The 24,825-nt window shown below is 67.7% G+C and carries 28 protein-coding genes; 12 read left to right on the top strand and 16 right to left on the bottom strand.

What is annotated here, in order from left to right:
• Positions 1–2: 2 nt before the first annotated feature.
• Both K0O64_RS26220 and K0O64_RS26215 read left to right on the top strand, forming a co-directional pair.
• A complete protein-coding gene (locus tag K0O64_RS26220; RefSeq protein ID WP_071948928.1) occupies positions 3–737 on the top strand; it encodes a CbtA family protein in 735 nt (244 codons plus the stop codon).
• On the top strand, positions 734–1,291 hold the full coding sequence (locus K0O64_RS26215) for a histidine phosphatase family protein (protein ID WP_071948929.1): 558 nt from the start codon (positions 734–736) through the stop codon (positions 1,289–1,291). The genes K0O64_RS26220 and K0O64_RS26215 overlap by 4 nt, the downstream gene beginning before the upstream one ends.
• On the opposite strand, the gene K0O64_RS26210 is transcribed toward K0O64_RS26215, so the two are convergent.
• Both K0O64_RS26210 and mhuD read right to left on the bottom strand, forming a co-directional pair.
• On the bottom strand, positions 1,271–2,650 hold the full coding sequence (locus tag K0O64_RS26210) for a serine hydrolase (RefSeq protein WP_071948930.1): 1,380 nt from the start codon (positions 2,648–2,650) through the stop codon (positions 1,271–1,273). The two genes, K0O64_RS26215 and K0O64_RS26210, sit on opposite strands and share 21 nt — an antisense overlap.
• The gene (gene mhuD / locus K0O64_RS26205; protein WP_047332484.1) at positions 2,613–2,930 is read right to left on the bottom strand and encodes a mycobilin-forming heme oxygenase MhuD; all 318 of its coding nucleotides are present in this window, start codon (positions 2,928–2,930) and stop codon (positions 2,613–2,615) included. Before mhuD ends, K0O64_RS26210 begins: the two co-directional genes overlap by 38 nt.
• Between mhuD and K0O64_RS26200 the strand changes: the two genes are divergently transcribed.
• A complete protein-coding gene (locus tag K0O64_RS26200; RefSeq protein ID WP_083542819.1) occupies positions 2,929–3,759 on the top strand; it encodes an alpha/beta fold hydrolase in 831 nt (276 codons plus the stop codon). The two genes, mhuD and K0O64_RS26200, sit on opposite strands and share 2 nt — an antisense overlap.
• Here the strand turns inward: K0O64_RS26200 and K0O64_RS26195 are convergent.
• Positions 3,733–3,963: a hypothetical protein gene (locus tag K0O64_RS26195; protein WP_071948931.1), complete on the bottom strand. Its 231-nt coding sequence runs from the start codon at positions 3,961–3,963 to the stop codon at positions 3,733–3,735. The two genes, K0O64_RS26200 and K0O64_RS26195, sit on opposite strands and share 27 nt — an antisense overlap.
• A gap of 71 nt (positions 3,964–4,034) precedes the next feature.
• Here K0O64_RS26195 and K0O64_RS26190 point away from each other — a divergent pair, with 71 nt between their 5' ends.
• Entirely contained in the window at positions 4,035–4,994 is a 960-nt protein-coding gene (locus tag K0O64_RS26190) for a GlxA family transcriptional regulator (RefSeq protein WP_071948932.1), read from the top strand.
• Here K0O64_RS26190 and K0O64_RS26185 read toward each other — a convergent pair.
• A complete protein-coding gene (locus K0O64_RS26185) occupies positions 4,991–5,905 on the bottom strand; it encodes an iron-sulfur binding domain-containing protein (RefSeq protein ID WP_071948933.1) in 915 nt (304 codons plus the stop codon). The genes K0O64_RS26190 and K0O64_RS26185 overlap by 4 nt on opposite strands.
• Here K0O64_RS26185 and K0O64_RS26180 point away from each other — a divergent pair.
• The gene (locus K0O64_RS26180) at positions 5,904–6,521 is read left to right on the top strand and encodes a carbonic anhydrase (RefSeq protein WP_096312379.1); all 618 of its coding nucleotides are present in this window, start codon (positions 5,904–5,906) and stop codon (positions 6,519–6,521) included. The genes K0O64_RS26185 and K0O64_RS26180 overlap by 2 nt on opposite strands.
• Before the next feature lie 89 nt (positions 6,522–6,610).
• Entirely contained in the window at positions 6,611–7,408 is a 798-nt protein-coding gene (locus tag K0O64_RS26175; RefSeq protein WP_198044456.1) for a hypothetical protein, read from the top strand.
• Between the two features lie 8 nt (positions 7,409–7,416).
• Here K0O64_RS26175 and disA read toward each other — a convergent pair whose 3' ends face one another.
• Genes disA through K0O64_RS26160 form a run of 3 tightly spaced genes read right to left on the bottom strand, consistent with a single transcriptional unit; the run spans position 7,417 to position 10,576 of the window.
• The gene (disA, locus tag K0O64_RS26170) at positions 7,417–8,532 is read right to left on the bottom strand and encodes a DNA integrity scanning diadenylate cyclase DisA (RefSeq protein WP_071948936.1); all 1,116 of its coding nucleotides are present in this window, start codon (positions 8,530–8,532) and stop codon (positions 7,417–7,419) included.
• Entirely contained in the window at positions 8,523–9,971 is a 1,449-nt protein-coding gene (gene radA, locus K0O64_RS26165; protein ID WP_071948937.1) for a DNA repair protein RadA, read from the bottom strand. Before radA ends, disA begins: the two co-directional genes overlap by 10 nt.
• Before the next feature lie 56 nt (positions 9,972–10,027).
• Entirely contained in the window at positions 10,028–10,576 is a 549-nt protein-coding gene (locus tag K0O64_RS26160; RefSeq protein ID WP_071948938.1) for a copper chaperone PCu(A)C domain-containing protein, read from the bottom strand.
• A 306-nt stretch (positions 10,577–10,882) separates the two neighbouring features.
• Between K0O64_RS26160 and carD the strand changes: the two genes are divergently transcribed.
• From carD to rlmB, 5 genes are read left to right on the top strand one after another with little or no spacing between them, the layout of a single operon-like run.
• A complete protein-coding gene (carD, locus tag K0O64_RS26155; RefSeq protein ID WP_019512593.1) occupies positions 10,883–11,371 on the top strand; it encodes an RNA polymerase-binding transcription factor CarD in 489 nt (162 codons plus the stop codon).
• On the top strand, positions 11,368–12,051 hold the full coding sequence (ispD, locus tag K0O64_RS26150; protein ID WP_425574810.1) for a 2-C-methyl-D-erythritol 4-phosphate cytidylyltransferase: 684 nt from the start codon (positions 11,368–11,370) through the stop codon (positions 12,049–12,051). The genes carD and ispD overlap by 4 nt, the downstream gene beginning before the upstream one ends.
• Entirely contained in the window at positions 12,048–12,539 is a 492-nt protein-coding gene (ispF, locus tag K0O64_RS26145; protein ID WP_071948940.1) for a 2-C-methyl-D-erythritol 2,4-cyclodiphosphate synthase, read from the top strand. The genes ispD and ispF overlap by 4 nt, the downstream gene beginning before the upstream one ends.
• Positions 12,540–12,567: 28 nt before the next feature.
• A complete protein-coding gene (gene cysS / locus K0O64_RS26140; RefSeq protein WP_071948941.1) occupies positions 12,568–13,971 on the top strand; it encodes a cysteine--tRNA ligase in 1,404 nt (467 codons plus the stop codon).
• Positions 13,971–14,915, top strand: a complete 945-nt coding sequence (gene rlmB / locus K0O64_RS26135; RefSeq protein WP_071948942.1) for a 23S rRNA (guanosine(2251)-2'-O)-methyltransferase RlmB — start codon at positions 13,971–13,973, stop codon at positions 14,913–14,915. The genes cysS and rlmB overlap by 1 nt, the downstream gene beginning before the upstream one ends.
• A gap of 3 nt (positions 14,916–14,918) precedes the next feature.
• Here the strand turns inward: rlmB and K0O64_RS26130 are convergent, their stop codons facing one another.
• Genes K0O64_RS26130 through K0O64_RS26100 form a run of 7 tightly spaced genes read right to left on the bottom strand, consistent with a single transcriptional unit; the run spans position 14,919 to position 21,981 of the window.
• Positions 14,919–16,436, bottom strand: a complete 1,518-nt coding sequence (locus K0O64_RS26130) for an adenylate/guanylate cyclase domain-containing protein (protein WP_096312378.1) — start codon at positions 16,434–16,436, stop codon at positions 14,919–14,921.
• Positions 16,437–16,445: 9 nt separating this feature from the next.
• Positions 16,446–17,681 (bottom strand): SLC13 family permease, encoded by a 1,236-nt coding sequence (locus tag K0O64_RS26125; RefSeq protein ID WP_096313030.1) that lies wholly within the window; start codon positions 17,679–17,681, stop codon positions 16,446–16,448.
• A gap of 10 nt (positions 17,682–17,691) precedes the next feature.
• Positions 17,692–18,612: an MBL fold metallo-hydrolase gene (locus tag K0O64_RS26120; protein WP_096312377.1), complete on the bottom strand. Its 921-nt coding sequence runs from the start codon at positions 18,610–18,612 to the stop codon at positions 17,692–17,694.
• Positions 18,612–19,370, bottom strand: coding sequence for a LamB/YcsF family protein (locus K0O64_RS26115; protein WP_071948945.1), 759 nt, complete (start codon positions 19,368–19,370; stop codon positions 18,612–18,614). The genes K0O64_RS26120 and K0O64_RS26115 overlap by 1 nt, the downstream gene beginning before the upstream one ends.
• 12 nt (positions 19,371–19,382) lie before the next feature.
• Positions 19,383–20,249, bottom strand: a complete 867-nt coding sequence (locus tag K0O64_RS26110; protein WP_071948946.1) for a metal ABC transporter permease — start codon at positions 20,247–20,249, stop codon at positions 19,383–19,385.
• Entirely contained in the window at positions 20,242–21,054 is an 813-nt protein-coding gene (locus tag K0O64_RS26105) for a metal ABC transporter ATP-binding protein (RefSeq protein WP_071948947.1), read from the bottom strand. Before K0O64_RS26105 ends, K0O64_RS26110 begins: the two co-directional genes overlap by 8 nt.
• A gap of 9 nt (positions 21,055–21,063) precedes the next feature.
• Positions 21,064–21,981, bottom strand: coding sequence for a metal ABC transporter solute-binding protein, Zn/Mn family (locus K0O64_RS26100; protein WP_083542820.1), 918 nt, complete (start codon positions 21,979–21,981; stop codon positions 21,064–21,066).
• Positions 21,982–22,091: 110 nt separating this feature from the next.
• Here K0O64_RS26100 and K0O64_RS26095 point away from each other — a divergent pair, with 110 nt between their 5' ends.
• A complete protein-coding gene (locus tag K0O64_RS26095; RefSeq protein ID WP_071948948.1) occupies positions 22,092–23,192 on the top strand; it encodes an Rv3575c family transcriptional regulator in 1,101 nt (366 codons plus the stop codon).
• Here K0O64_RS26095 and otsB read toward each other — a convergent pair.
• Both otsB and kstR read right to left on the bottom strand, forming a co-directional pair.
• A complete protein-coding gene (gene otsB, locus K0O64_RS26090; RefSeq protein ID WP_220045829.1) occupies positions 23,189–23,947 on the bottom strand; it encodes a trehalose-phosphatase in 759 nt (252 codons plus the stop codon). The two genes, K0O64_RS26095 and otsB, sit on opposite strands and share 4 nt — an antisense overlap.
• Positions 23,948–23,953: 6 nt before the next feature.
• Positions 23,954–24,619, bottom strand: coding sequence for a cholesterol catabolism transcriptional regulator KstR (gene kstR, locus K0O64_RS26085; protein ID WP_071948950.1), 666 nt, complete (start codon positions 24,617–24,619; stop codon positions 23,954–23,956).
• Between the last annotated feature and the right edge of the window lie 206 nt (positions 24,620–24,825).

Below are 24,825 nucleotides of genomic sequence, written 5' to 3'. Positions count from 1 at the left end.
ACATGGAAAAGTCAATAATCTGGCGCGGCCTTCTGGTCGGCGCCCTTGCCGGCCTGCTCGCATTCGTCTTCGCGCGAATCTTCTTGGAGCCGGTGATCGATCGTGCAATCGGCTTCGAAGACGAGATGTCGCACAGTCATGGGGCGCACGAACACGGGGTTGAGCTGTTCACCCGTGGCGTGCAGGGCAACATCGGTATGGGCTTCGGCGTCTTGGCTTTCGCGGTGGCCATGGGCGCGCTGATGGCTGTGGTGTTCGCCGTGGTCTACGGCCGCCTCAGCGACGCCGCGGCGCGTCCGCTGGCGGCCCGGATCGCCGGTTCGATGCTGGTGTGCCTGTACCTAGTTCCGGCGCTGAAGTATCCGCCGAACCCACCTGCGGTCAGCCTCGAGGAAACGATCCGGCAGCGGACCCTGCTCTATCTGCTGATGGTGGTGCTGTCGGCGGCGTTGTTCGTCGCGGCGGTCGTCGTGCGGCGCAGGATCGCAGGGCGGCTGGACGGTTGGAACGCGACGTTGATCGCCGCGGGTGGCTATGTCGTCGCGGTGGCAGTGGTCATGCTGGTGCTGCCGACGATCGACGAGACGCCTGACCATTTCCCCGCGGACCTGCTCTACGAGTTCCGGCTGTATTCGTTGGGCACCCAGGTCGTGATGTGGGTGACGCTCGGTGCGGTGTTCGCCGCACTGATGCACCGGCTGCTGGAGCACAAGCAGCAGGAGCTCATCGCTGCGTGAGTGAGGTCGTCGGGCTGACCCTGGTGTCGCACGCCATGACCGATGCCATGGCGGCCGGGCGATTTCCGATCGACGAAGAACTCAACGCACTGGGCCGACGGCAACTCGACGGCCTCGACGTGGGCGTCGCCGACGCGGTGCTGTGTGGGCCTGAGATCCGGGCCATCCAGACCGCCGAGGCGCTCGGCCTGACCCCGGCTGTCGAACCGCGGCTGGCCGATCTGGGGTGCGGTGTCTGGCGTGGTCTCGGCCTCGACCGGGTGCAGCCGGTCGAGCTCACCCAATGGCTCACCGAACCCGAAAGCTGCCCGCACAACGGCGAATCCATCGTCGAGCTGATCGCCCGTGTGCGCGGCTGGCTGGCTGACGTGGCCCGCACACCGGGCCGCACCGTCGCGTTCACCCACCCCGCGGTGATCCGCGCCGCGATTCTCACCGCGCTGGATGCGCCGCCGAAGTCGTTCTGGCGCATCGACATTGCACCGGCCAGCAGCACCAGCCTGCACCACCGGGGAACGGGCTGGACACTGCGATCAGCGGTAGCGGGGCAGTAGCCCGAAGACCTGTTTGATGATCGTCATCGCCCACCCACCGGCGTTGGCGCTGTGGAAGCGCGGCCAGTTGAACTGGAAGCTGACCACCCATGCCTGACCGGTGCGGTCCACGGCGTACCAGCTGAATGTCATTTCCCCGGGCAGGTTTCCGGCCTTCGCGGCGATATAGGGCCACTCGGCGTGGTCGAGGTCGATGCCGGCGGCTTCGGACATCACATCCTTGACCGGGGCGGCCGGACCGATGGCGCCCCGCTGCAGGGCGGCGTGCACGCGGCAGATGTCCTCGGCGTTGCCATACCACTCCACGCCGTATGTCGAGGCGGGGGTGTGCGAGCGATACGGATCGGGGTCGTAGGGGCGAGTGTCCGCGTCGTGCAGCAGGTTTCCCCGATTCGCGGGCGCTGTTGTCTTCCATTGCTCGCGCACATCGGGATTGCCCCAGCCGATGGCGAACAGCTCCCGCATGGTGGGGAACGGCTTCATGCTCGCGGGATCGTGATGTCCGGCGGCGACCAGAGCCGCCTCGATGGCGGGCGTGCCCAGGCGCCCGATCAGCATGTCGGTGGCCATGTTGTCGCTCGTGGAGATCATCTTGCCCGCGGCCTCACGGACGGTGATCTGCGAACCGGGCGGCAGCTTGTCGAAGCCCGACGAGCCGAGTTTCTTCAGCTCGGCGGTGATGGTGAGCTTGTCATCCCACTTCAAAGTACCTGCGGTGATGGCAGTTTCGACCGCATACAGCACATAGGTCTTGAATATCGAAGCCAGCGGCAGGGGTTCGGAGGTGTTGGTGCCCGCCACCTTTTCGCAGCGGCCGTCGTTGACCTTCGAGACCTGCCATGAGTAGCGGGCGCCGGTGCGGCTCAGTGCGGTGTCGACGTCCTGCCATGAATCGATCTTGGGCCTCTCGGTGGTGACGACGAAGCGGCTGACGAAGGTGTCGTCGCCGATGCGCAGGTCGATGTCCTGGCGGGCGCCGTACGACGTCAGCAGATGCAGCGTGGCGACATTGGCGCCGACTTCGACCCCGGCCAGCGTGTAGGGCCGGTCCCACCACAGCGAGTCCATGGTGTGGGCGACGGGATCCACCAAGTCCGGGGTGGCCAGCGTCTTGACGCTCTCGTTCCCGATGGGCCAGTCGGAGTTCAGCATGTCCATGACCTGCTTGGCCCGCACCCCCTGCGGGGTGTTGAGGTCGATGCGAACACCCGCGCCGGCATTGGCCGGCGGCGCAGGCGCCGGTGTGCAACTGGTTGCCAGGGTGGCGGCTGATGCGATCACGGTGGCGATGGCCACCGCGCGCCGGCGCACCCGGCGTGCGCTAAGCCTTGGAGCCGGTCCCGGCAACGTCCAACACAACCTCGAACTCGAGCAGATGGGCACCCTTGGCCACCGGATTGGCGCGCTCACCGGCGTGCGCGTGGATCGCCGGTCCGGTCGCCCAGGCCTGGAAAGCCTCTTCGGACTCCCACGTGGTCACCACGAAGTAGCGGTCCTCGCCCTTGACCGGCCGCAGCAATTGGAAGCCGAGGAAGCCGGGCTGGTTGTCTACGGCGTGGGCACGGTTGGCGAACCGCTTCTCCAGCTCGGGGCCGGCACCCGGCGGAATCTCGATTGCGTTGATCTTCACCACGGACATGGCGCAAGGCTACCGCGCCCGTCCGGGCCGGTGGCCGACCGCGCAAGATGAACCGGTGAGCACCCACGCGCTGACCCATCGCGGTGGCGACGGACGCCCCATCGTCCTGGTCCACGGCCTGATGGGCCGCGGCACCACCTGGTCGCGGCAGGTGCCGTGGCTGACCCGATTCGGGTCGGTGTTCACCTACGACGCACCGTGGCACCGCGGTCGCGACGTCGAGGATTCGGAGCCGGTCAGTACCGAACGCTTCGTGGCCGACCTGGGCGATGCCGTGGCGAGCCTCGGCGCGCCCGCGGTGCTCATCGGGCATTCGATGGGTGGTCTGCACTCCTGGTGTCTGGCCGCGCAGCGCCCGGAACTGGTGAGGGCACTGGTGGTGGAGGACATGGCACCGGACTTCGTCGGCCGCACCACCGGCGCCTGGGAGCCGTGGGTGCACGCCCTGCCGGTCGAATACTCCACTGCCGAGCAAGTTTTCGACGAGTTCGGGCCCGTCGCGGGGCGCTATTTCCTGGAGGCGTTCGACCGGACCGCGACCGGCTGGCGATTGCACGGCCGGCCCGCCCGCTGGCTTGAGATCGCGGGGCAGTGGGGCCTTCGGGACTACTGGCAGCAGTGGCAGTCGGTCAGCGCGCCGGTGTTGCTGATCGAGGCGGGGGACTCGGTGGCGCCGCCGGGGCAGATGCGCCGGATGGCCGAACTGGCCGGTGCGTCGGCCCGCTACGTCCACGTGCCGGGCGCGGGCCACCTCGTCCACGACGACGCCCCGGAGCAATACCGGGACGCCGTCGAGTCGTTCCTAGCGACGCTCTCCGAGGACGCCTGACGACGGCCACGTCGGGTGCTGCTCGAACCGGGTGCGGACGGCGTCGAGGTCATGGTTGACCCGGCGCTCGTCGGCGTCGCCGCCGTCGACGAAGAGCGGACCGACCATCGGTGCGCTCAGCCGGAATTGGCCGGCGTGCAGACGCAGTCTGCTCACGCCGACCGCCAGCAGGGCCAGAAGCAAGAATGCGATCAATGCGGTCATGGCAGTAATGCTTCGCGGGGAAAGATCCCGCCAGCAGTGGCAGCACTGACCACATGAGATAAAATCCTGCCATGCCTCTGAAGAGCGTCTCGGCGTTGGTCCTGGAGGGCGTCGCTGTCTTTGAGTTCGGCGTGGTCTGCGAGGTCTTCGGCATCGACCGAACCGCGGACGGCGTTCCGAACTTCGATTTCAAGGTGTGCGGCCCGCAGGCGGGCAAGCCGTTGCGCACCAGCGTCGGCGCATCGCTGGTACCCCATCACGGCTTCGACGCCCTGATGGGTGCGGACGTGGTGGCGGTATCGGCCGTTACCGGCCCCGTCGAGGCCTACCCGCCCGAGGCGCTGGAAGCGCTGCGGGCAGCCCATGCGTCGGGGTCGACGATCCTCACCGTGTGCTCCGGCGCGTTCGTCGCGGGGGAGGCGGGCCTGCTCGACGGGCGACGCTGTACGACGCATTGGATGCATGCCGACGACCTCGCGCAGCGCTATCCCACCGCGATCGTCGACCGCAACGTGCTATTCGTCGACGACGGCGATCTGGTGACCAGTGCCGGCACCGCCGCCGGTATCGACGCGTGCCTGCATCTGGTGCGCCGAGAACTCGGCAGCGCGGTCACCAACATCATCGCCCGCCGGATGGTGGTACCCCCGCAGCGCGACGGTGGCCAGCGCCAGTACATCGAGCAGCCGATCCCGGCGCGATGTTCGGAAGGCTTTGCCCCGCAACTGGATTGGATCCTGTCCAACCTTGACAAGCCGCATACGGTGGCGAGCATGGCCAAGCGGGCCAACATGTCGGCGCGCACGTTTGCGCGGCGTTTCGTCGAGGAGGCCGGCACCACACCGATGCAGTGGGTGACCGATCAGCGGGTGCTCTACGCCCGCCGGATGCTCGAGGAAACCGACCTGGACGTCGACCGCATCGCCGAGCGGGCCGGCTTCGGCAATGCCACGCTGCTGCGTCACCACTTCCGCCGCATCGTCGGCGTCACGCCGTCGGACTACCGGCGTCGCTTCGCGCGATCCGCTTAGTCGCCCTCACCGCACAGCGCGAACCGCCCGTCGGCCGTCTGTTCCACCAATCCGTCCACCAGAAGCGAGTCCAGCGCGCGGTCGCGCTGCGCGGTGTCGGTCAGCCACACCACGTCCAGCTGCTCTCGCAGTACCGGAGAACTGCTGGTGCGCAACACATCCAACAACTTGCCGCGAACCTGCCGATCGGTGCCGGCATAGCGTTGGGCGGGCCGCGGCGCGGTGGTGGCGGGCGGATGCCCGGCTGCGCGCCAGGCACACACGCTCAACGGGCACACCCCGCACTTGGGTGCACGGGCCGTGCACACGGTCGCACCGAGCTCCATCAATGCGGCCGAAAACACCGGCGCCGTATCATCGTTCGGCATCAGCGCCGCCACATCAGCCATATCGCTTGTCGCAGAGGGATTTCCGGCATCGGCCAAACCGTGGATCGCGCGTGCCACGACGCGTCGCACGTTGGTGTCGACCACCGGCACGCTCTGCTGATAGGCGAAACACGCGATCGCCCGGGCGGTGTAGGAACCGACACCGGGCAGCGTCAGCAGCACCTCGACGTCGTCGGGCACCCGGTCGTCATGCTCGGTGGCGATCGCGATCGCGCACTCGTGCAGGCGCTTGGCCCGCCGGGGATAGCCGAGCTTGCCCCAGGCCCGCAGCACGTCCGCGGCACTGGCCGCCGCCGTCGCCGACGGGGTCGGCCAGCGGGCGATCCAGTCCAGCCAGATCGGCGCGACCCGCGCGACCGGAGTCTGCTGCAGCATGAACTCGCTCACCAGGATCTGCCACGCCGTCACGTCCGGTTTGCGCCACGGCAGGTCGCGACGCGCACGCCCGTACCAGTCGACGAGTTCAGCACTAATGGGACTCATAGAAACCTGAGGCGAAAGACAAGGCAGAATGGTCGCCATGCCGAACACCAGCCCGATAACAGCTTGGAAGGCACTCAAAGAGGGTAACGAGCGATTCGTCGCCGGCCAGCCACAGCATCCCAGCCAGAGCATCGAGGACCGCGCGCGACTGGCGGCAGGTCAGACCCCGACCGCGGTCCTTTTCGGCTGCGGTGACAGCCGGGTCGCCGCCGAGCTGATCTTCGACCAGGGCCTCGGCGACATGTTCGTGGTGCGCACCGCGGGCCACGTCATCGATTCCGCGGTGCTCGGTTCCATCGAGTACGCGGTCGGCGTGCTCAACGTCCCGCTGATCGCCGTTCTCGGCCATGACAGCTGCGGTGCGGTGCAGGCGACCTTGAACGCGCTCGATGACGGAGAAATCCCCGGGGGCTATATCCGCGACATCGTCGAGCGGGTCACCCCGTCGATCCTGGCCGGCCGCCGAGAGGGGCTCGAGCGCGTCGACGAGTTCGAGGCCCGCCACGTCATCGAGACCGGTTCGCAGCTGATGTCGCGGTCGGCTCTGATTTCTGAGCGGGTCGCCGCCGGCACATTGGCCATCGTGGGCCTCACGTATCACCTCGCCGACGGCAAAGTCGTGCTGCGTGAACACCTCGGCGATATCGGCGAATAACCACTTTTCCAGCTAGCTAACAAGGCGACACGCCGAGCGGGGTCGGACAACTCGCGGTGACCTGGCCTTACCGTGGAAACGTGCTGGATCTGGATCTGGAACCGCGTGGACCTCTACCCTCGCAAATCTATTGGCGACGCCGTGCCCTCGCGATCGGCATCGTCGCGGTAGTTACCGCAATCGTCGTCGGGGTGGCCTTCATCATCTTCAGCGGTGGCTCGGATTCGAAGAGCGGCGCGAAGCCCACTTCCGCGGCCCAACCGCAGAACCCGCAGCCGGAGAACAAGACTCCCGTTGTCGCGCCGCCGCCGCCTGCGGCCGGCCCGTCGGGCCCGGTCGCGGCCTCGGTAGCGCCGACGCCCACCGAGGCCGTCATGCCGCCGCCGGTGCTCAAGGAGGGCGACGACTGCCCGGACTCCAACCTGGCGGTCAAGGGCATCACCAACCAACCGCAGTACGCGATCGGTGATCAGCCGAAGTTCACGATGGTCGTCACCAACATCGGTCTGGTGGCCTGCAAGCGTGACGTCGGCGCCGCCGTGCTGGCCGCCTACGTCTACTCGCTGGACGGCAAGCGGTTGTGGTCGAACCTGGACTGCGCGCCGTCGAACGAGACGCTGGTCAAGACGTTCAACCCGGGTGAGCAGGTGACCACCGAGGTCACCTGGACCGGCATGGGCTCCGCACCGCAGTGCCCGCTGCCCCGTCAGCCGATCGGACCCGGCACCTACAACCTCGTGGTCCAGCTGGGCAATCTGCGTTCGGCCACCGTGCCGTTCATCCTGGCCGACGCGCCGCCGCCGGGCGCCGCGCCTGCGGCCGGTCAGCAGGTGCCTGCCGGAGCGCCGGGTGAGGCCCCGCCGCCGGCACCGGCTCCGGCCGGCTGACTCGTCGGCTAGACCAGCCGGTCGGCGATCGTCGACTCGGCCAGCTGCGACAAACCCTCGCGGACGTGGCGTGCCCACATCGCGCCGATGCCTTCGACCGACTGGAGGTCGGTGGCACTGGCGGCCAGCAGCCCCTGCAGGGATCCGAAGCGGCGCACCAACAGGTCCACGTGAGCGAACTGCAGGCGCGGGATGCCGGCCATCGCGCGATAGCCGCGGGCGCTGAGTGCCGAATCCTGTGCCTCGGCCGTGGAGGGGTAGCCGAACACCCGCGACAGCGCGGTGAAGTCCAGCAGCTCGGTGTCGGACAGCGAGTCCAGTTCGGCCAGCGTCGAGGCGACCTGAGCCTTCGACGGCGGGTCGGGGTTGGCGTGATAGTCGCGCATGATCAGCTCGCGCGCGGTGTCGTTGCCGCCGAGCAGTTCCTCGAGCTGCAGCCGCAGCTGCCGGCCGTCGGTGCCGAGTTCGACTGCGTCATAATCGATTTCGAGCCCGATACGCCGGACCATCTCCAGCCGCTGCACCACGGTCATCACGTCGCGCAGGGTGACGAAGTCTTCGATCTCGGCGGTGGACAGCTGCCGGGACACCTCGTCGAGGCGAGCTTTGTAGCGTTCCAGCGTCGCGATCGCCTGGTTGGCCCGCGACAGGATGGTCGCCGAGTCGGCGACCACGTGGCGTTCGCCGGCGACGTACACGGTGACGATGTTCATCGAGTGGCTGACCGAGACCACCGGATAGCCGGTCTGGATCGCGGTGCGCTCGGCGGAGCGGTGCCGGGTTCCGGACTCGTCGGTGGGGATCGTCGGATCGGGCACCAGCTGGACGTTGGCGCGCACGATCCGGCTGCCGTCGGTGGACAACACGACGGCGCCGTCCATCTTCGACAGCTCACGCAGCCGGGTCGGCGCGAACCGGACATCGAGGGAGAACCCGCCGTCGCAGATCGTTTCCACCCGCTCGTCATAACCGAGCACGATCAGCGCGCCCGTGCGACCACGCAGAATGCGCTCAAGGCCGTCGCGCAGGGCCGTGCCCGGCGCCAGCCGCCCGATGGTCTCGCGCAGCGTGGCGGCCGTCGGCTGCGCAGAGCCGTTGACCCCGTTGACGGTGCTCACAGCCACTTATTGTCCACTGCGTCGAGGTCGTTACTCGACCCCTCCCGCCGAAGTTGCGTAACGACCTTGTCGTAGGGCCGTTTCGCGATCGACAACATCGAGCGCAGCGCGTCGCCGATGGTCGCCGATTCGATGGCTTTGAAGCCCTTGGGGACCGCGCCGCATCCGACCGGCACGAGCGCCTCGGTGAAGCCCAGGCGGGCCGCCTCGGCCAGCCGGCGGTCCATCCCGGTGACCCGTCGCAAGTCGCCGGCCAGCCCGACCTCGCCGATCACCACGGTGGTGGTGGGCAGCGGCAGATCGGCGTAGGCCGACGCCATCGCCATCGCGACCGCCAGGTCCGAGGAGGGATCGGTCAACCGCATTCCGCCGACGGTGGACAGATAGATGTCGGTGGCACTGACCTTCAGACTGGCCCGCCGCTCGAGCACCGCGGCGATCATCGCCGCGCGGGAACTGTCCACGCCGCTGACCGCGCGGCGCTGCGGCGCGTTTTCGGGGCGGTAGGCCAGCAGCGCCTGCACCTCGCCGATCAGCGGACGTTTGCCGTCGAGCGCGACGGTCACCGCGGTGCCGGGCACCGGGTTGGGCCGGTCGTCGAGGAACAACCCGGAAGGATCGGAGATGCCCTGAATCCCGTTGTCCTGCAAGATGAAACAGCCGACCTCGTCGGAGGCGCCGAAGCGATTCTTGACACCGCGGACCATCCGCAGGGTGGAGTTTCGGTCACCTTCGAAGTGCAGCACCACGTCCACCAGATGCTCCAGCGATCGCGGCCCGGCGATCGCACCGTCCTTGGTGACGTGACCGACCAACAGCAGCGCCACACCGCTCGATTTGGCCGCGGCGGTCAGCGCCGTCGTCACCGCGCGAACCTGAGTGACCCCGCCGACCACACCGTCGGTGTCCCCGGCGGTCATCGTCTGCACCGAATCGACCACCACAAGACTGGGTTGCACCGCGTCGATGTGGCCGAGCACGGTGTTGACGTCGGTTTCCGCAGCCAGGAACACCTCGTCATGGGTGCAACCGGTCCGCTCCGCCCGCATCCGGATCTGGCCGGCCGACTCCTCGCCGGAGACGTACAGCGCCCGCCGGCCCGATGCCGCCCACCGGTGCACCACGTCGAGCAGCAGCGTGGACTTGCCGACCCCGGGATCACCGGCGAGCAGGCTGACCGAGCCGGGCACCACACCGCCGCCGAGTACCCGGTCGAGTTCGTCCACGCCGGTGGGGAAGTGGCGGGTGCGGTCCGGATTGATGGAGCTGATCGGCACGGCGGGGGAGGAGGGCACGACCGCGCGCTGCGCGGTACTGCCGGCGGCACTCGCGGCGGCTACCTCGTCGACGGTGCCCCAGGTTCCGCACTCAGGGCAGCGGCCAACCCATTTGGCCATGACATGGCGGCATTCCGAACAGCGATATTGCGAACGCGCCTTGGCCACGCCGTGACGCTATCGGGTCGGTCTGACAGATCCGCGGATTCGCGGCCCGTGTCAGCTCACTCGTGGCCGGCGGGCTCGCCCTGCCGCTCTGCGCCACCCGCCGAAATCGGCACCTGGACGGTCGCCTGGCCGGCCTTCTCGAAGTTGAACGTGAAGCCGTACGTCATTCCGTTGGTGATCGGCTGGCTGAGGGTGACCTCCGCCTTGGCCGGCTGCGCAGTGCCCATCGGCGCCGCTTCGGGCTGGCCGTCGGCGCTGCCGACGATCAGCGAGCTGCCGGCCGGGATCGACGTGTTACCCGTCAGCGCGACCGATCCCACCTCGGAGCTGATGCTGACCAGCTTGTCGTTGGTGTCCGGGGAGATGTTTGCCGCGGCGAAGATCAACGCGACGGCGCGGCCGGGCTTCAGTGAGTCACCGGTCTGCACTGCCTGGATGTGGACATTGCGCAGGGCGATGTTCGCGACATTGGCAGTCGCGCCGTTGACGGCCGACTGTTGATCGGCGGTCTGCGAGATCTGGCCCGTACCGCACCCCGTCAGGATCAGGCCGCAGGCGGCAAGGCCAGCGGATGCGGCGACGAGGCGATTCGTCAAGCGGTTCACAACAGCCTCCTGCTCGGCCCGTGTGGACGGCGCACAAGCGCCGCCGCGTTCGACTATGCACAGTAGTAGGTGGCGCGGCGAGGCGGTAGCTGAGGGTTCACGAGGTGGGGCGAAGAAGTCCGCGACGGCGGCCCAGGCGGGGTGTGCTGAGCAGTGTCTTCGACGTCATTGCGGGGGCCCGCGTTGCACGCTTTCGTCACCTTGTCAACCCCCACTCTTCACCTATGGTGCCCCTGACCTGCATCGTTGTTCCGCACGCTGTCGGCCCCCGTGCTAACATTGCAGTGTGAAAGGGGCTCGAAACTGATGATTTTTAAGGTCGGAGACACCGTTGTCTATCCACACCACGGTGCTGCGTTGATCGAGGCCATTGAAACCCGGACCATCAAAGGCGAACAGAAGGAATACCTCGTTCTGAAGGTGTCCCAGGGCGACCTCACTGTCCGAGTTCCCGCTGACAATGCCGAATATGTCGGCGTCCGCGACGTTGTCGGCCAGGAGGGCCTCGACAAGGTGTTCCAGGTTCTGCGCGCGCCGCACACCGAGGAGCCGACCAACTGGTCGCGCCGCTATAAGGCCAATCTCGAGAAGCTGGCCTCCGGCGACGTGAACAAGGTCGCCGAGGTCGTTCGCGACCTGTGGCGCCGGGATCAGGAGCGTGGTCTGTCGGCGGGCGAGAAGCGCATGCTGGCCAAGGCTCGGCAGATCCTTGTCGGCGAGCTGGCCCTCGCTGAGAACACCGACGACGAGAAGGCCACGATCATTCTCGACGAGGCGCTCGCCGCCGCGTCCTGACTCCCCTGAGGGGTTCGGTGTCGGACACGGTCGCGGTCGTCACGGCCGCTGGTTCCGGTGAACGGCTGGGCGCGGGTATCCCGAAAGCTTTCGTGGATCTCGGTGGCCAAACCATGCTCGAACGCGCCGTGGACGGGCTGCTGGCCTCCGGCGTGATCGACCGAGTGGTGGTGGCCGCCCCGGCCGACCGGGTCGACGAAACCAAACTGCTGCTCGACGGCCGTGCCACGGTCGTCGCGGGCGGTCCGGAGCGTCCGGAAACCGTCCGGCGTGCACTGGATGCGATCGGCGATCCGGAATTCGTTCTCGTGCACGACGCCGCCCGTCCGCTGACGCCGGTCGAACAGATCAGGCGGGTGGTCGCCGCCCTTCGCGAGGGTCTGCGAGCGGTCATCCCGGTCCTGCCCGTGACTGACACCATCAAGGCTGTCGACGCCAACGGCGCGGTGCTCGGGACGCCCGAGCGGTCCGGGCTGCGTGCCGTGCAGACCCCGCAGGGATTCGAAACCACGCTGCTTCGCCGGGCCTACGAGCGTGCCGGTGGCGCCGCCGTCACCGATGACGCCTCGCTGGTGGAGTACCTGGGCACCCCGGTACACACCGTCGCCGGTGACACCCTGGCCTTCAAGATCACCACCCCGTTGGATCTCCAGCTGGCGCAAGCGCTGTTGAGCTCATGACGATCCCCCGGGTCGGGTTGGGTACCGACGTCCATCCGATCGAGTCCGGCCGGCCCTGCTGGCTGCTGGGCCTGTTGTTCGACGGCGCCGACGGCTGCTCCGGACACTCCGACGGTGACGTCGCCGTACACGCGCTGTGCGATGCCCTGCTCTCGGCCGCGGGGCTTGGTGATCTGGGCACGGTGTTCGGGGTGGACCAGCCGCAGTGGCGCGGTGTGACCGGCGCCCGGATGCTCGAACATGTCCGCGAACTGCTCACCGCCGCGGGATTCACCGTCGGCAACGCCGCGGTCCAGGTCGTCGCCAACCGCCCGAAGGTGGGCCCACGCCGGGAGGAGGCTCAGCGGTTGCTTTCCGGGCTGCTGGGCGCGCCGGTGTCGGTGTCGGCGACCACCACCGACGGGCTGGGGTTGACGGGCCGCGGCGAGGGGATGGCGGCCATCGCCACGGCGCTGGTGGTGGCCGGGTCCGCCTCGATGCCTGAGTGAGCCGTTCAGGCCGGTAAGCTGGCGCGTCGTGACCGGCACCTTGCGACTCCACGACACCTACAGCGGTGCCGTGCGCGACTTCGCGCCGATCCGGCCCGGGCACGCGTCGATCTATCTGTGCGGCGCCACCGTGCAGGGCCTGCCCCACATCGGACATGTCCGCAGTGGCGTGGCCTTTGACGTGCTGCGCCGCTGGTTGATGGCCAAGGGTTTCGATGTCGCGTTCATCCGCAACGTCACCGACATCGACGACAAGATTCTCACCAAGGCTGCTGACGCCGGCCGGCCGTGGTGGGAGTGGGTGGCCACCCACGAGCGCGCGTTCTCGGCGGCCTATGACGCTTTGGGCGTGCTGCCGCCGTCGGCGGAGCCGCGCGCGACCGGACACATCACCCAGATCGTCGAGCTCATCGAGCGCCTGATCGACACCGGCCACGCCTACACCGGCGCCGGTGACGTCTACTTCGACGTGCAGAGCTTCCCCGAGTACGGCAAGCTCTCCGGGCACAAGATCGACGACGTGCACCAGGGCGAGGGTGTGGCGACCGGTAAGCGCGATCAGCGTGACTTCACCCTGTGGAAGGGCGCCAAGCCCGGCGAGCCGTCATGGCCGACACCGTGGGGAGCGGGCCGGCCCGGCTGGCACTCCGAATGCGTGGCGATGGCTCACGAATACCTCGGTGCTGAATTCGACATCCATTGCGGTGGAATGGATTTGGTCTTCCCGCACCACGAGAACGAGATCGCCCAGGCACGTGCCGCGGGCGACGGCTTCGCCCGGTACTGGCTGCACAACGGCTGGGTCACCATGGGTGGGGAGAAGATGAGTAAATCGCTGGGCAATGTTCTGGCGATTCCCGCTGTGCTGCAACGGGTCCGGCCCGCGGAGCTGCGCTACTACCTGGGAAGTGCGCACTACCGGTCGATGCTGGAGTTCTCCGAGAACGCCCTGCAGGATGCGGTGAAGGCCTACACCGGCATCGAGGATTTCCTGCACCGGGTCCGCACCCGCGTGGGCGCCGTGGTGCCGGACACCTGGACCGAGAAGTTCGCCGCCGCACTCGACGACGACCTCGCCGTGCCCGCAGCGCTGGCCGAGGTGCACAGCGCGCGCGCCGATGGCAACCGGGCACTCGAAGCCGGTGACCACGAGACCGCGCTGGCAAAGGCGCGCCAAATCCGTTCGATGATGGGCATTCTCGGTTGCGACCCGCTCGACGAGCGGTGGGAGACCCGTGACGAGACGTCCGCGGCCCTGGCTGCCGTTGACGTGCTGGTGCGTGCCGAGCTCAACCGCCGGGACGGCGCCCGCCAGACCCGGGACTGGGCGCTGGCCGATGAGATCCGCGACCGGCTGAAGGAAGCCGGCATCGAGGTCACCGATACCGCCGACGGACCGCAGTGGGCGCTACGCGACGAAGGCGACAAGTAATGGCCGGAAACTCCAAGCGCCGCGGCGCGATTCGCAAGGAAGGCACCAAGAAGGGCCCGACCGTCGGTTCCGGTGGGCAGCGCCGCCGCGGACTGGAGGGGCGCGGTGCCACCCCGCCGGCTGCGGCGCGGAAGGGACATCCGGCGGCCCGCCGTGCCGCCGCTGCCGCCAAGCAGACGCAACGCAGGACCTCCAAGCCGACGGATGAGACCGAGATTGTCCTCGGCCGTAACCCGGTGCTGGAATGCTTGCGGGCGAACGCCCCGGCGACGGCGTTGTACGTGGCGCTGGGCGCCGAGGCCGACGAGCGGCTCACCGAGTCGGTGACCATCGCGGCCGACCGCGGCATCCCGATCCTCGAGGTGCCGCGCCACGATCTGGACCGCTTGAGCGCCAACGGGTTACACCAGGGCATCGCCCTGCAGGTACCGCCCTATGCCTACGCCCACCCCGATGATCTGCTGGCCGCGGCGACGTCCGACCACGAACCCGCTCTGCTGGTGGCGCTGGACAACATCTCCGATCCGCGCAACCTGGGTGCGATCGTGCGGTCGGTGGCGGCGTTCGCCGGCCACGGCGTGCTGATTCCGCAGCGGCGCTCGGCGTCGGTGACCGCCGTCGCGTGGCGCACCAGTGCGGGTGCAGCCGCCCGCGTGCGGGTGGCGCGTGCGACGAATCTCAATCGCACGCTGAAGGATTGGGCCGACGCCGGTGTTCAGGTGATCGGGCTCGACGCCGAGGGCGACACCACGCTCGACGAGTTCGACGGCTCAGGGCCGCTGGTGCTGGTGGTCGGCTCGGAGGGCAAGGGGCTCTCACGGCTGGTGCGCCAGAATTGCGATGCGGTGGTATCGATTCCGATGGCCGGGCCGACGGAGTCGCTGAACGCATCTGTCGCTGCCGGCGTGGTGCTGGCCGAGATCGCCCGCCAGCGCAGGCGCTGAGAGCTACACCCCGATCCGCTGGTCGAACCCGAAGACCTGAATCGCGGTCGATTTTCCTTTCAATGCATGCGATCCCCGCTGGATCAGTCCGGGCGGTTGTGAGGTCAGCGCGTTCACGGACTGTTGGGTCAGCAGGATCGGATCGAGCGTCGTCTTGGTGAGTTGCTCGACGCGGGCCGCGACGTTCACCGCGTCACCGATCAAGGTGAACTCGAGCTTCCCACCTCCGCCGATGGTGCCTGCGATCACGACGCCGGTGTTGATCCCGATGCCGATCCGTAGCGTTCCGCCGAACCGCTCGGTGACCGCGCCTTGAATAGACAGCGCGACAGACAATGCCGCGTCGGCGTGATCGGCGAGGTCGTTCGGCGCTCCGAAGACAGCGAGTGCGCCGTCGCCGAGGAACTTGTTGACGTGGCCGCCGGCGTCGACGACTGCGGGCACGACGATCTCGAACAGAGCGTTGAGGCGGGCCACCGTCTCTTCGGCGGTGTGAGCTGCCGAGTACGGGGTGAAGTCACGGATGTCGATGAACATCATCGTCACTTCGCGGCGCTCACCGGTGAAGACATCATCACCCTGTTCGAGTAGGCGGGCGGCCAGGCTAGGGTCGACATAGGTCCCGAACGCAGCCTGAAGTCGTTGCCGCTCAGCCAAACCCGATTGCATCCGGTTGAACGACGCGACCAGCACCCCCAGATCGTCGTCTTGAACCACTGGCAGACGCTGGCTGTAGTCGCCGGCCGCCACGCGCTCGGTTGCGTCGGCGAGGTCGCGAATCGGCCGAAACGTCGGCGAAAGCATCGCAAAGACCGTGATCGGTACCCCAATCACAAGCGTCAACGCGCCGGCGATCACAACGGCGAGTACCGGACTCTGGCTACCCCGGTTGAATGCCATCGCCACCATCGCGGCCATCACTGCAAACGTGAAGATCGAGCTCCCGATAGACAGGCCCAGCCATGCAGCGAACGTCGGACGTGATCGCGGCAGGTAGTCGCCGATTTCCGAGTCACCGGCCAGTGCCGCCCGCACCGGCCGAAGGGCCGCTTCCCCGTTGTTGTGCGTACCGATGAACGCCAGGGAAATTCCCGCGGCGACGCCGACGACGCCGTACTGAATCAGCCGGCGCGATCCATCAGCGCCGGCGACCACACCGACAGATATCAAGAGCACCACCACCGAAGCAGGTAGCAACGCCATCGATCGCACATCACTCTCGCGATTCCAGAGGTACGTGTCTTCCAATGCCTTCGCCCGATCAATCTCACGGCCCGCGACCCATCGTTTGATAGCGCGAAGTCGCCGTCGACCGGGAAATGTGCCCCCCGCAGTCATCACCAGCGCAACGGCAGCCGCGACGATGAACGCCGCGCAATAGCGACTGGACTTCTCAAAGGAGAGCACGATCCACGCCCATGCGAGATAGACCGGTAGTGCCGAAGCGAACGCGGTCAGCCAGATAACCCACAGGTATCTCGGCGCATGTCGATCCCAGGCCCACTGCCAGAAGCGATCCATTTTCGGAGACTAGACCCCGATCAGGTGCACCCCGGCCCATAACGTCAGCACCGCCACCACCAGGCAGGCCGGCACAGTCGCCACGCCCAGCCAGGTGAACTCACGAACGCTGGTCGGCTCGCCCTGCTGATGTAGCACCCGGCGCCACAGCAGGTTGGCCAGCGACCCGGCATAGGTCAGGTTGGGCCCGATGTTCACCCCGATCAGCACGGCCAGTACCGCGGCCGGGCCGCTTCCTGCTACCAACGGCAGCAGCACCAGAACGGCGGGCAGGTTGTTGACGACATTGGACAGCAGTGCGGCCACCGTCGCGATCCCGAGCAGCGCCACCAACCCGCTACCCGAGGGCAGTAGGTCGGCCGCGGCGGTATCGAGTCCGTTGACCATGACCGCCTTGACCACCACCGCGAGCGCCAGCACGAACAGCAGAAACGGCACGTTCGCCGAATGCACGATCCCGCCAATTGTGCTGCGCCGCTGCGCCAGTGACCGCACACCCAGAACCACGGCGCCAGCCAGTGCCGCCCATGCCGGCGACAGCCCGGCGAACGACGTCACCGCGAATCCGACCAGAGTCAACCCCAGCACGACGAGGACGAACACCGGCGTGTCCGCCGCCGGGGGAGGGCTGTCGGTCGGGACATCCCCGAGATCCCGGCGAAATGCCAACCGCAGCACCAGGTATTCGACGGCGACCGCCGCCAGCCACGGGGCCGCCATCAACGCACTGAACCGGGTGAACGACAGCCCGGCGGCGCTGAATGCCAGCAGGTTGGTCAGGTTGGACACCGGCAGGAGCAACGACGCCGAATTCGACAGGTGCGCGGTGGCATACAGGTGTGGGCGGGGCGGTACCCGCAACGTACGGGCGGTGGCAAGAACCACCGGGGTGAGCAGCACGACGGTGGCGTCCAGACTCAGGATCGCCGTGGTGGCGGCCGCGATCAGGAACACCTGACCGAGCAGCCGCCGCGGGCTGCCACCACTGCCGCGCGCCATCCAGGTGCCCGCTGCCTGGAACAGTCCTTCGTCGTCACACAATTTGGCCAGCACCAGCACGGCCGCCAGGAATCCGACCACCGGCAGCATCCGGCTGGCCTCCGCGGCCGCGTCATGGGTGGACACCGCACTGACCGCGATGACGAGGGCGGCGGCGGGCACCGCGATCACCGCCTCCGACCAGCCGGCCGGCCTGGCAATGGCAAAGACGAGGACGACCACCAGGGCCAGGAGGGCGACGATCAGCACAGCGCGGTCAGACCCACGGGTCCGAGCGCTGCCACACGGTCGGCAGATGCAAAGCGACACCGTCCTTTTCGGCCAGCCGCGACAGTACTCGCATGGTGACGTTCAAGTCGTCGCCTGCGTAGGGCAGCGCGATCATCGGCTCGGTGAGCGGGCGGAAGAAGTCGTCCCAGTGGATCAGGACCACTCGGCGCGCACCGACCGCCCGAACCGTCTGCTCCCAGTACTGCTCGATGTAGGCCTGCGGCTGAACGCCGAGCTGACCGACACCGAGGTAGGCGATCTCGGCGTGCCGACCGTCGAGGGCACCGGGCAGGAAACCGGCACTGCCCTGGATCAGCAGCCGCCGATCACTGGGCGCGTGGTGGATCAACGTGGACCACGCTTCGCCGCAGCGAAACGCCGAGGCTTTCGCCGGCGGCACCACCGGGGCGGTGATCGAGCCGGGGAAGCGGTCCGGCGGGCAGTGGTGCGATTCGATGAGGGTCACGGTGAACGGCCCCAGGCTCAACTCGTCCCCCGAGGCTGCGACGACGATCTGATCGTCGGAAAGACCGTGTCCGCGACCAATATTGGCGGCCGACTCGCCGCCGACCAGCCGGGCGCCGGTACGGGCCGCAACGAGGGCGGAGTCCATGGCGTGGTCGTAGTGGGTGTGTACCGGCAGCACCGCGGCCAGTCGGTTGATCTTGGCACGGTTGAGGCAGTAGTCGATTCGCGAAGCGGACGGTGTCAACCGGCGCAGCCCGACGTCCAGCAGTGATGGGCGGGAGAAGAAGCCGTCGGTCAGCAGCGCGCAGGTGCCGTCGTCGACGAGCAGTGTCGACACTCCCAACCAGGTGAGTGCCAGCGCCGCGTCCGGGTCGGCATCCGGTACGTCGAACCGGTTGCGGTATAAGGAGATATCGGGACGGCCGAGTTTGAATCGCATCAGACGAACGCCGCCAGATCGACGCCGTCGCGCAGCAGACGCTCGCGCACGGCGTTGGCAATCTGCACGGCTCCCGGCGAATCACCGTGTACACAAACCGATTCCACCCGGATGTCGATCATCGACCCGTCGACGGCCAGCACCTGGCCGTACTGCACCATGCGGGACACGCGCTCGGCGATCTGCTCGGGATCGTGCAGCACTGCGCCCTCTTCACGGCGAGACACCAAGGTGCCGTCCGGGCGGTATGCGCGGTCGGCGAATGCCTCGGCGACAGTACGCAATCCGAGCCGCTCAGCTTCCTCAAAGAACACCGAGCCCGCCAGATTGAGCACCGGTAGCCCGGGGTCGACGGCATGCACCGCCTCGGCCACCGCACGCGCCTGCTCGCGGTGGGTGACGATCGTGTTGTACAGCGCACCATGGGGTTTGACGTAGGCGACATCCGAGCCGGCAGCCCGGGCCAGGGCCTGCAGCGCACCGATCTGGTAGATCACCTCGGCGGTCAACTCGGCCGGCGCGATGTCGATGAAGCGGCGGCCGAACCCGGCGAGGTCGAGGTAGCTCACCTGGGCGCCGATCCGCACGCCGCGCTCGGCGGCGGCGCGGCTGGTGCGCGACAGTCCGACGGGATTTCCGGCGTGGAATCCGCACGCCACATTGGCGCTGGTGACCACGTCGAGCATGGCGGCGTCGTCGCCGAGCTCCCAAACGCCGAAGCCCTCGCCGAGGTCAGCGTTGAGGTCGACGGAGGTCACGACCTCAGCTTACTAAGCGGCGGCGGGGTCGAGATGACGCCGGCTGATGGCCCAACACACCAGATAGATGACGAACGAGATCGTCGTGACGAACACCGATACCGGGACTCCGGGTGCCAGCGACAGCACGATGCCGACCACCGCCGACAGTTCGGCGAAGACCACCGACGCGGCGATGACCGCCGCGGGCGAGCTGAACACTCGGGCCGCGGCCGCCGCCGGGGTGATGAGCAACGACATCACCAGCAGCGCGCCGACGATCTGCACACCCTGCGCGGCGACCACACCGACCAGGGCGGCGAACACGATGCCCAGCACGCGGACCGGAACACCGCGTGCGGCAGCCACTTCCGGGTCGGCGGTGGCGAACAGCAGCGGCCGGAAACTGAACGTCAGCACGCCGACGACCAACACCGTCACCGCGATCAGAAGCGCCAAACCCGAGTAGCCGACGCCGACGATCTGACCCGTCAGCAGCGCGAAGCTGGTGCCGGCGCGGCCTGGATACAGGTGGATGAACAACACGGCCAGGCCCAACCCGAAGGCCAGGACGACGCCGATGGCCGAATCGCGTTCGCGGGCCCGCTGACCGAGGAAGCCGAATAGCACGGCGGCGAGCGCGCTGCCCACCAATGCGCCAAGGCCGACGTTGAAACCGGCCAACAACGCGAACGCCGCGCCGGTCAGCGACAGCTCACTGGAACCGTGCACGGCGAACGACATCTGGCGCATCACGATGAAGGGCCCGATCAGCCCGGCAACCAGCGCCAGCAGCGCCGCGGCGATCAGGGCCTGCTGCACGAAGCCGCGGGACAGCAGGTCGGCGGTGATGTCGAAGGCGAACAGGTGATCCAGCAGGTGGGTGAGGCGATCATTCATGGGTGTGTCCATGGGTATGACCGGAGTGGTCGAGATGTTCACCGACCACGACATAGCGATCGCCGACCTGCACCACCTGGATGTCGGCTTGGTAGAGCTCCGTGAGGGTCTCCGAGGTCATCACCTCGGCGACCGTGCCGATCCGGAATCGCCCGTTGACCAGGTAGAGCACCCGGTCGACGTAGGGCACGACGGGGTTGATCTCGTGGGTTACGAACATCACCGCGGTGCCGGTCTTGCGGCGCCGGTCGATCAGCTGGGCCACCAGCCGGGCGCTGGCCGGGTCCAGGTTGAGCAGCGGTTCGTCACACAGCAGCAGTGCGGGGTCGCTGGCCAGCGCCTGGGCGATGCGCACCCGCTGCAATTCGCCGCCCGACATCACGCCGACCGGGACCTTCGCCAGTTTGAGGGCGTGCACCTGTGCCATCGCCCGCTCGACGATCTCGCCGCGACGGTGCCGCTCCTTGGGCGACAGCGCACCGATGCCCCAGCGGTGACCGTCCACGCCGAGACGGACCAGGTCGCGTCCGCGCAGGCTCAATCCGCGGTCGACCGACCGGTGCTGGGGCACGTAGCCGATCCGCTCGCTGCCCGCCTCGATCGGCTGGCCCTCGATGGTGGCCGTGCCCGCACTCAGCGGCAGCTGGCCCAGGAGGACCTTGAACAGCGACGTCTTCCCGGTGCCGTTGGGACCGAGGATGGCGATGAACTCACCGGCGGCCACCTTCAGATCGAGGTGATCCCACAGCACCCGGTCCCCGAAGGCCAGCCGAGCACCGGACAAGCAGACGATCTCGGCACTCACAAGCAGTGATTATCGGTTCTGCTGCAGGGCGGCGGTCAACCGGTCGGCGGTATCGCGCTGCCAGCTCAGGTAGTCCTTGCCGGCGGGCAGCGTCTCGGTGACGCTGACGACCGGGATTCCGGCACTCTGCGCCGCGGCCTGGACCTGCTTGGTCACCTCGGTCACGGTCTGTTCGTTGAACACCACCGCCGCGACCTGACGGGACTTGATGAGGTCCAGCATGGCCGCGACGTCGACGGGCGCCGGGTCGGTGTCCTGTTCGACGGCATTGGCGAAGCCGGCGGGGGTCTTGTCGGTCAGCCCGGCGGCCACCAGCAGGTAGTGGGCGACGGGTTCGGTGGCGACGACGGCTGCGCCCGGATGGCTGGTGCGGTTGGCCTTCTCGGTCTGTGCGATCGCGTCGGCGCCCCGGTTGAACGTCTCGGCGTTGGCCTTGTAGTCGGCCGCGTGCTGCGGGTCGTCCTGCGCCAGCTTCTCGGCGATCTTCGTGGCGACGGCTCGGGCGGTGTTCAGGTCGTAGAAGACGTGTTCGTTGGCCGGCTGCGGCTCTCCCGGGGGAGCCTGGAGCAGCGAGTACGCGTCGACCGAGGCCACTCCCTTGTGGCTGGCCAGAACGTCGTCGACCCAGTGGTCGTAGCCGCCGCCGTTGTAGACGACCAGCGATGCGTCGGCGATGTCGGCGGCGTTGGCGGGGCTGGCCTCGAACGAGTGTGGGTCAGCGGAGGCGCTGGTGATGATCGAGGTGACTTTGGCATGGTCACCGGCGACGGCCTGCGCGACGCTGCCCCACACGTCGGTCGACGCCACCACGGTCGGTGTCGAGGCCTGGGCCCCGCCAGGGGACTTGTCGCCGCCGCATGCGGTGAGACCGCCCACCAGGGCCACTGTTGACAGACCGATGACCGCGCGGATCGCAGCAGTGCGCACGATCGCTCCTCTCCACCTGAGGTAAACCAAACACAAATGAAAACCGTTTCCAATAACCTTAGGGCATCGGTACCGGTCCTGCGCAAGTCGATGCGCTAACCTCACGGAGCATGTCCCGAAGTCCGGCGCCGCGGCGGCGGGCGACCCTGGCTTCGTTGGCCGCCGAACTCAAGGTTTCGCGAACCACGATCTCCAACGCCTACAACCGTCCGGACCAGTTGTCGGCCGATCTGCGCGAGCGAGTATTGGCCACCGCCAAGCGCCTCGGATACGCCGGGCCGGACCCGGTGGCCCGTTCGCTGCGCACTCGCAAAGCCGGCGCGGTCGGCCTGGTGATCACCGAGCCTCTGACCTATGCCTTCAGCGATCCCGCCGCACTGAACTTCGTTGCCGGCCTTGCCGAATCATGTGAAGAAGTCGGACAGGGCCTGCTCCTGGTCGCCGTCGGTCCGGACCGCAGCGTGTCGGACGGGATGAATTCGGTTCTGGCGGCAGGTGTCGACGGTTTCGTCGTCTACGCCGCAGCCGATGACGATCCCTATCTGCAGACCGCATTGCAGCGACATGTACCGGTCGTCGTCGTGGATCAGCCGAAGGATGTCCCCGGCGCCTCACGGGTCTGCATCGACGACCGCGCTGCGATGCGCGAACTGGCCGAATACATCGTCGGGCTCGGCCATCACGAAATCGGTTTACTGACAATGCGATTGGGCACCGAGCGGCATATGGGTGGTCAGACGGCGGGCATGGTGCGCGCAGAACGGCTGGAGGCATCGCACTTTCACGTCCAGACCGAGCGAATCGGCGGCGTGCGCGATGCGATGTCCGCCGCGGGCGTGGACCCGGGGACGCTAACTATCGTCGAGAGTTACGAGCACCTTCCGGCGTCTGGCGCGGCGGCCGCCGAGGTGGCGCTACAGGCCAACCCGCGCATCACCGCGTTGATGTGCACCGCCGACGTGCTCGCCATCTCGGCGATGGATTATCTACGTGCCAAAGGGATTTACGTGCCCGGCCAGATGACGATCACCGGGTTCGACGGGATCCCCGAGGCCTTGAGCCGTGGTCTGACGACGGTGTCCCAGCCCAGTCTGGAGAAAGGCAAACGTGCGGGAAGTCTGCTGCACAATCCACCGCGTGACGGCTTGCCGGTGATCGACGTGCTGCCGACGGAGCTGGTGCGAGGGCGGACGGCGGGGCCGCCGGCTTAGCCCTGGCGCGCCTGCAGCAGGTATGCCAGCGCGGTCGCGACGTCGTCGGGGGAGTCGACCCGGTAGCGCGCCTTGGTTTCGCCCGGTCCCACCTTCACACCGATGTCGCCCTCGACCAGTCGAGCGAACCCCTTCTCGTCGGTGACGTCGTCGCCGAAGAACACCACCGCGCTGGCGTCGAGCTGTTCACGCAGCTGGTCGAGTGCGGCGCCCTTGTCGGTGTCGATGACGGCGAACTCGCGCACCGCTTTGCCTTCGGTGACGTGAATATCAGAGTCCCGCACGGCATTCAGAGCCTCATCAAGCGCCTCTTGAGCCTGTTCCGGAGCCGCGTTGCGGACGTGGAACGCCACGCTGACCGGTTTGATCTCGACCGTCGCACCGGGGTAGCGCTGCGCCAGCGACGTCATCGTCTGCTCGAGTTCGGCGAGGCGCTGCTTGGCTGTTTCGTCGATCGCGTCGAGGAAGTCGGCGTCGAACTCCGCTCCGTGGCTACCCACCAAAAGAACGTCGGCCGACGCACCGGATAGCTCTCGCAGGGTACTCAGCGCCCGCCCGGAAATCAGTGCGGCACTCGTGGATTCAAGGGCGGACAGGGCCGCCAAGGCGTCCGCGGCGGCCGGGATCGGCCGGGCATCGGCCGGATTGGACACGATCGGCGCGACGGTGCCGTCGAAGTCGCAGGCCACCAGCAACCGGGGGAGGTGCGCGACGTCGCTCAGCGCGCGGCGAAGGTCCTCGGGTAGATCGGGCACGTGGTCCTAGGACTCGCCGTCGTCACCGATCAGCAGCCGCACCGCAAGGTCGAGGCGTTTGCTGACGTCGGTCGCCGACGCCCGTCGAGTCAGCCAGGCCAACAGATTCGACAGCCATACATCGGAAATCACCCGGGCGATGTGGTACTGATCTTCGGTCGGTTCGCCGTCGCTCATGGCGCGCGCGAACATGCTGTCGATGATCTTTTCGACGTGATCAACTTCACCCGCCGCGGAGGCGTCGGCGAACACGTACGCGCGCGTCATCGCCTCGGTCAGCAGCGGGTTGCGCTGCATCGCGCGGTTCAGCTTGCTGACCATGAAGTTGAGGCGCTGGAACGGTGAGCCACCGGCGACCGCGGTCCGGTCGGTTTTGGCGTCGATCCGCTCGAACTCGCGCGCCAGCGCCGACACCAGCAGGTGCACCTTGGAGGGGAAGTAGCGGTACAGGGTGCCGACGGCCACGTCGGCACGGTCGGCCACCGCACGCATCTGCACGGCCTCGTAGCCGCCCTTGGAGGCGATGGCCATGGTTGCGTCGAGGATGCGCTTGCGACGCTCACGCTGGGCTTCTGAGCCGAGCTCCGATTCGGCGAGAACTGACACCGGTATCACCTCACGTGGCTGCGAACCCGCACCGCCGGCCGACGATTTCTGCGCTGGCGATGACATGGGTTGGCTAGCTCCTTCCAATGGCCGTTCTGGGAGAAACGATACGCATCGCTACACTGCGTCGCGCACCTCGGCGTCCCCCAGGACTGCCGCGTGTCCTGCTGCGATGCCGGTCGACTTGACTGGTGATCGCTGGCACTATTAGAACACGTTCTAGTGGGCCGAGAAGTTTTTCAGCGCCCGTTCTTTGTGACCTTGAGGAGCCG

This window comes from Mycolicibacterium pallens (assembly GCF_019456675.1).
Classification (GTDB): Bacteria; Actinomycetota; Actinomycetes; order Mycobacteriales; family Mycobacteriaceae; genus Mycobacterium; species Mycobacterium crocinum.
This window is presented reverse-complemented; position numbering and strand designations above follow the sequence as displayed.

What these genes read in the sequence shown, in the direction of transcription:
- K0O64_RS26180 (WP_096312379.1), top strand. Translation starts at nt 5,904, where the DNA reads ATGCCGAACACCAGCCCGATAACAGCTTGGAAGGCACTCAAAGAGGGT.
- ispF (WP_071948940.1), top strand. Translation starts at nt 12,048, where the DNA reads ATGACGATCCCCCGGGTCGGGTTGGGTACCGACGTCCATCCGATCGAG.
- K0O64_RS26200 (WP_083542819.1), top strand. Translation starts at nt 2,929, where the DNA reads ATGGCGCAAGGCTACCGCGCCCGTCCGGGCCGGTGGCCGACCGCGCAA.
- K0O64_RS26120 (WP_096312377.1), bottom strand. Translation starts at nt 18,612, where the DNA reads ATGCGATTCAAACTCGGCCGTCCCGATATCTCCTTATACCGCAACCGG.
- K0O64_RS26130 (WP_096312378.1), bottom strand. Translation starts at nt 16,436, where the DNA reads ATGGATCGCTTCTGGCAGTGGGCCTGGGATCGACATGCGCCGAGATAC.
- rlmB (WP_071948942.1), top strand. Translation starts at nt 13,971, where the DNA reads ATGGCCGGAAACTCCAAGCGCCGCGGCGCGATTCGCAAGGAAGGCACC.
- mhuD (WP_047332484.1), bottom strand. Translation starts at nt 2,930, where the DNA reads ATGTCCGTGGTGAAGATCAACGCAATCGAGATTCCGCCGGGTGCCGGC.
- K0O64_RS26190 (WP_071948932.1), top strand. Translation starts at nt 4,035, where the DNA reads ATGCCTCTGAAGAGCGTCTCGGCGTTGGTCCTGGAGGGCGTCGCTGTC.
- K0O64_RS26195 (WP_071948931.1), bottom strand. Translation starts at nt 3,963, where the DNA reads ATGACCGCATTGATCGCATTCTTGCTTCTGGCCCTGCTGGCGGTCGGC.
- kstR (WP_071948950.1), bottom strand. Translation starts at nt 24,619, where the DNA reads ATGTCATCGCCAGCGCAGAAATCGTCGGCCGGCGGTGCGGGTTCGCAG.
- K0O64_RS26110 (WP_071948946.1), bottom strand. Translation starts at nt 20,249, where the DNA reads ATGAATGATCGCCTCACCCACCTGCTGGATCACCTGTTCGCCTTCGAC.
- K0O64_RS26220 (WP_071948928.1), top strand. Translation starts at nt 3, where the DNA reads ATGGAAAAGTCAATAATCTGGCGCGGCCTTCTGGTCGGCGCCCTTGCC.
- K0O64_RS26095 (WP_071948948.1), top strand. Translation starts at nt 22,092, where the DNA reads ATGTCCCGAAGTCCGGCGCCGCGGCGGCGGGCGACCCTGGCTTCGTTG.
- K0O64_RS26185 (WP_071948933.1), bottom strand. Translation starts at nt 5,905, where the DNA reads ATGGCGACCATTCTGCCTTGTCTTTCGCCTCAGGTTTCTATGAGTCCC.
- carD (WP_019512593.1), top strand. Translation starts at nt 10,883, where the DNA reads ATGATTTTTAAGGTCGGAGACACCGTTGTCTATCCACACCACGGTGCT.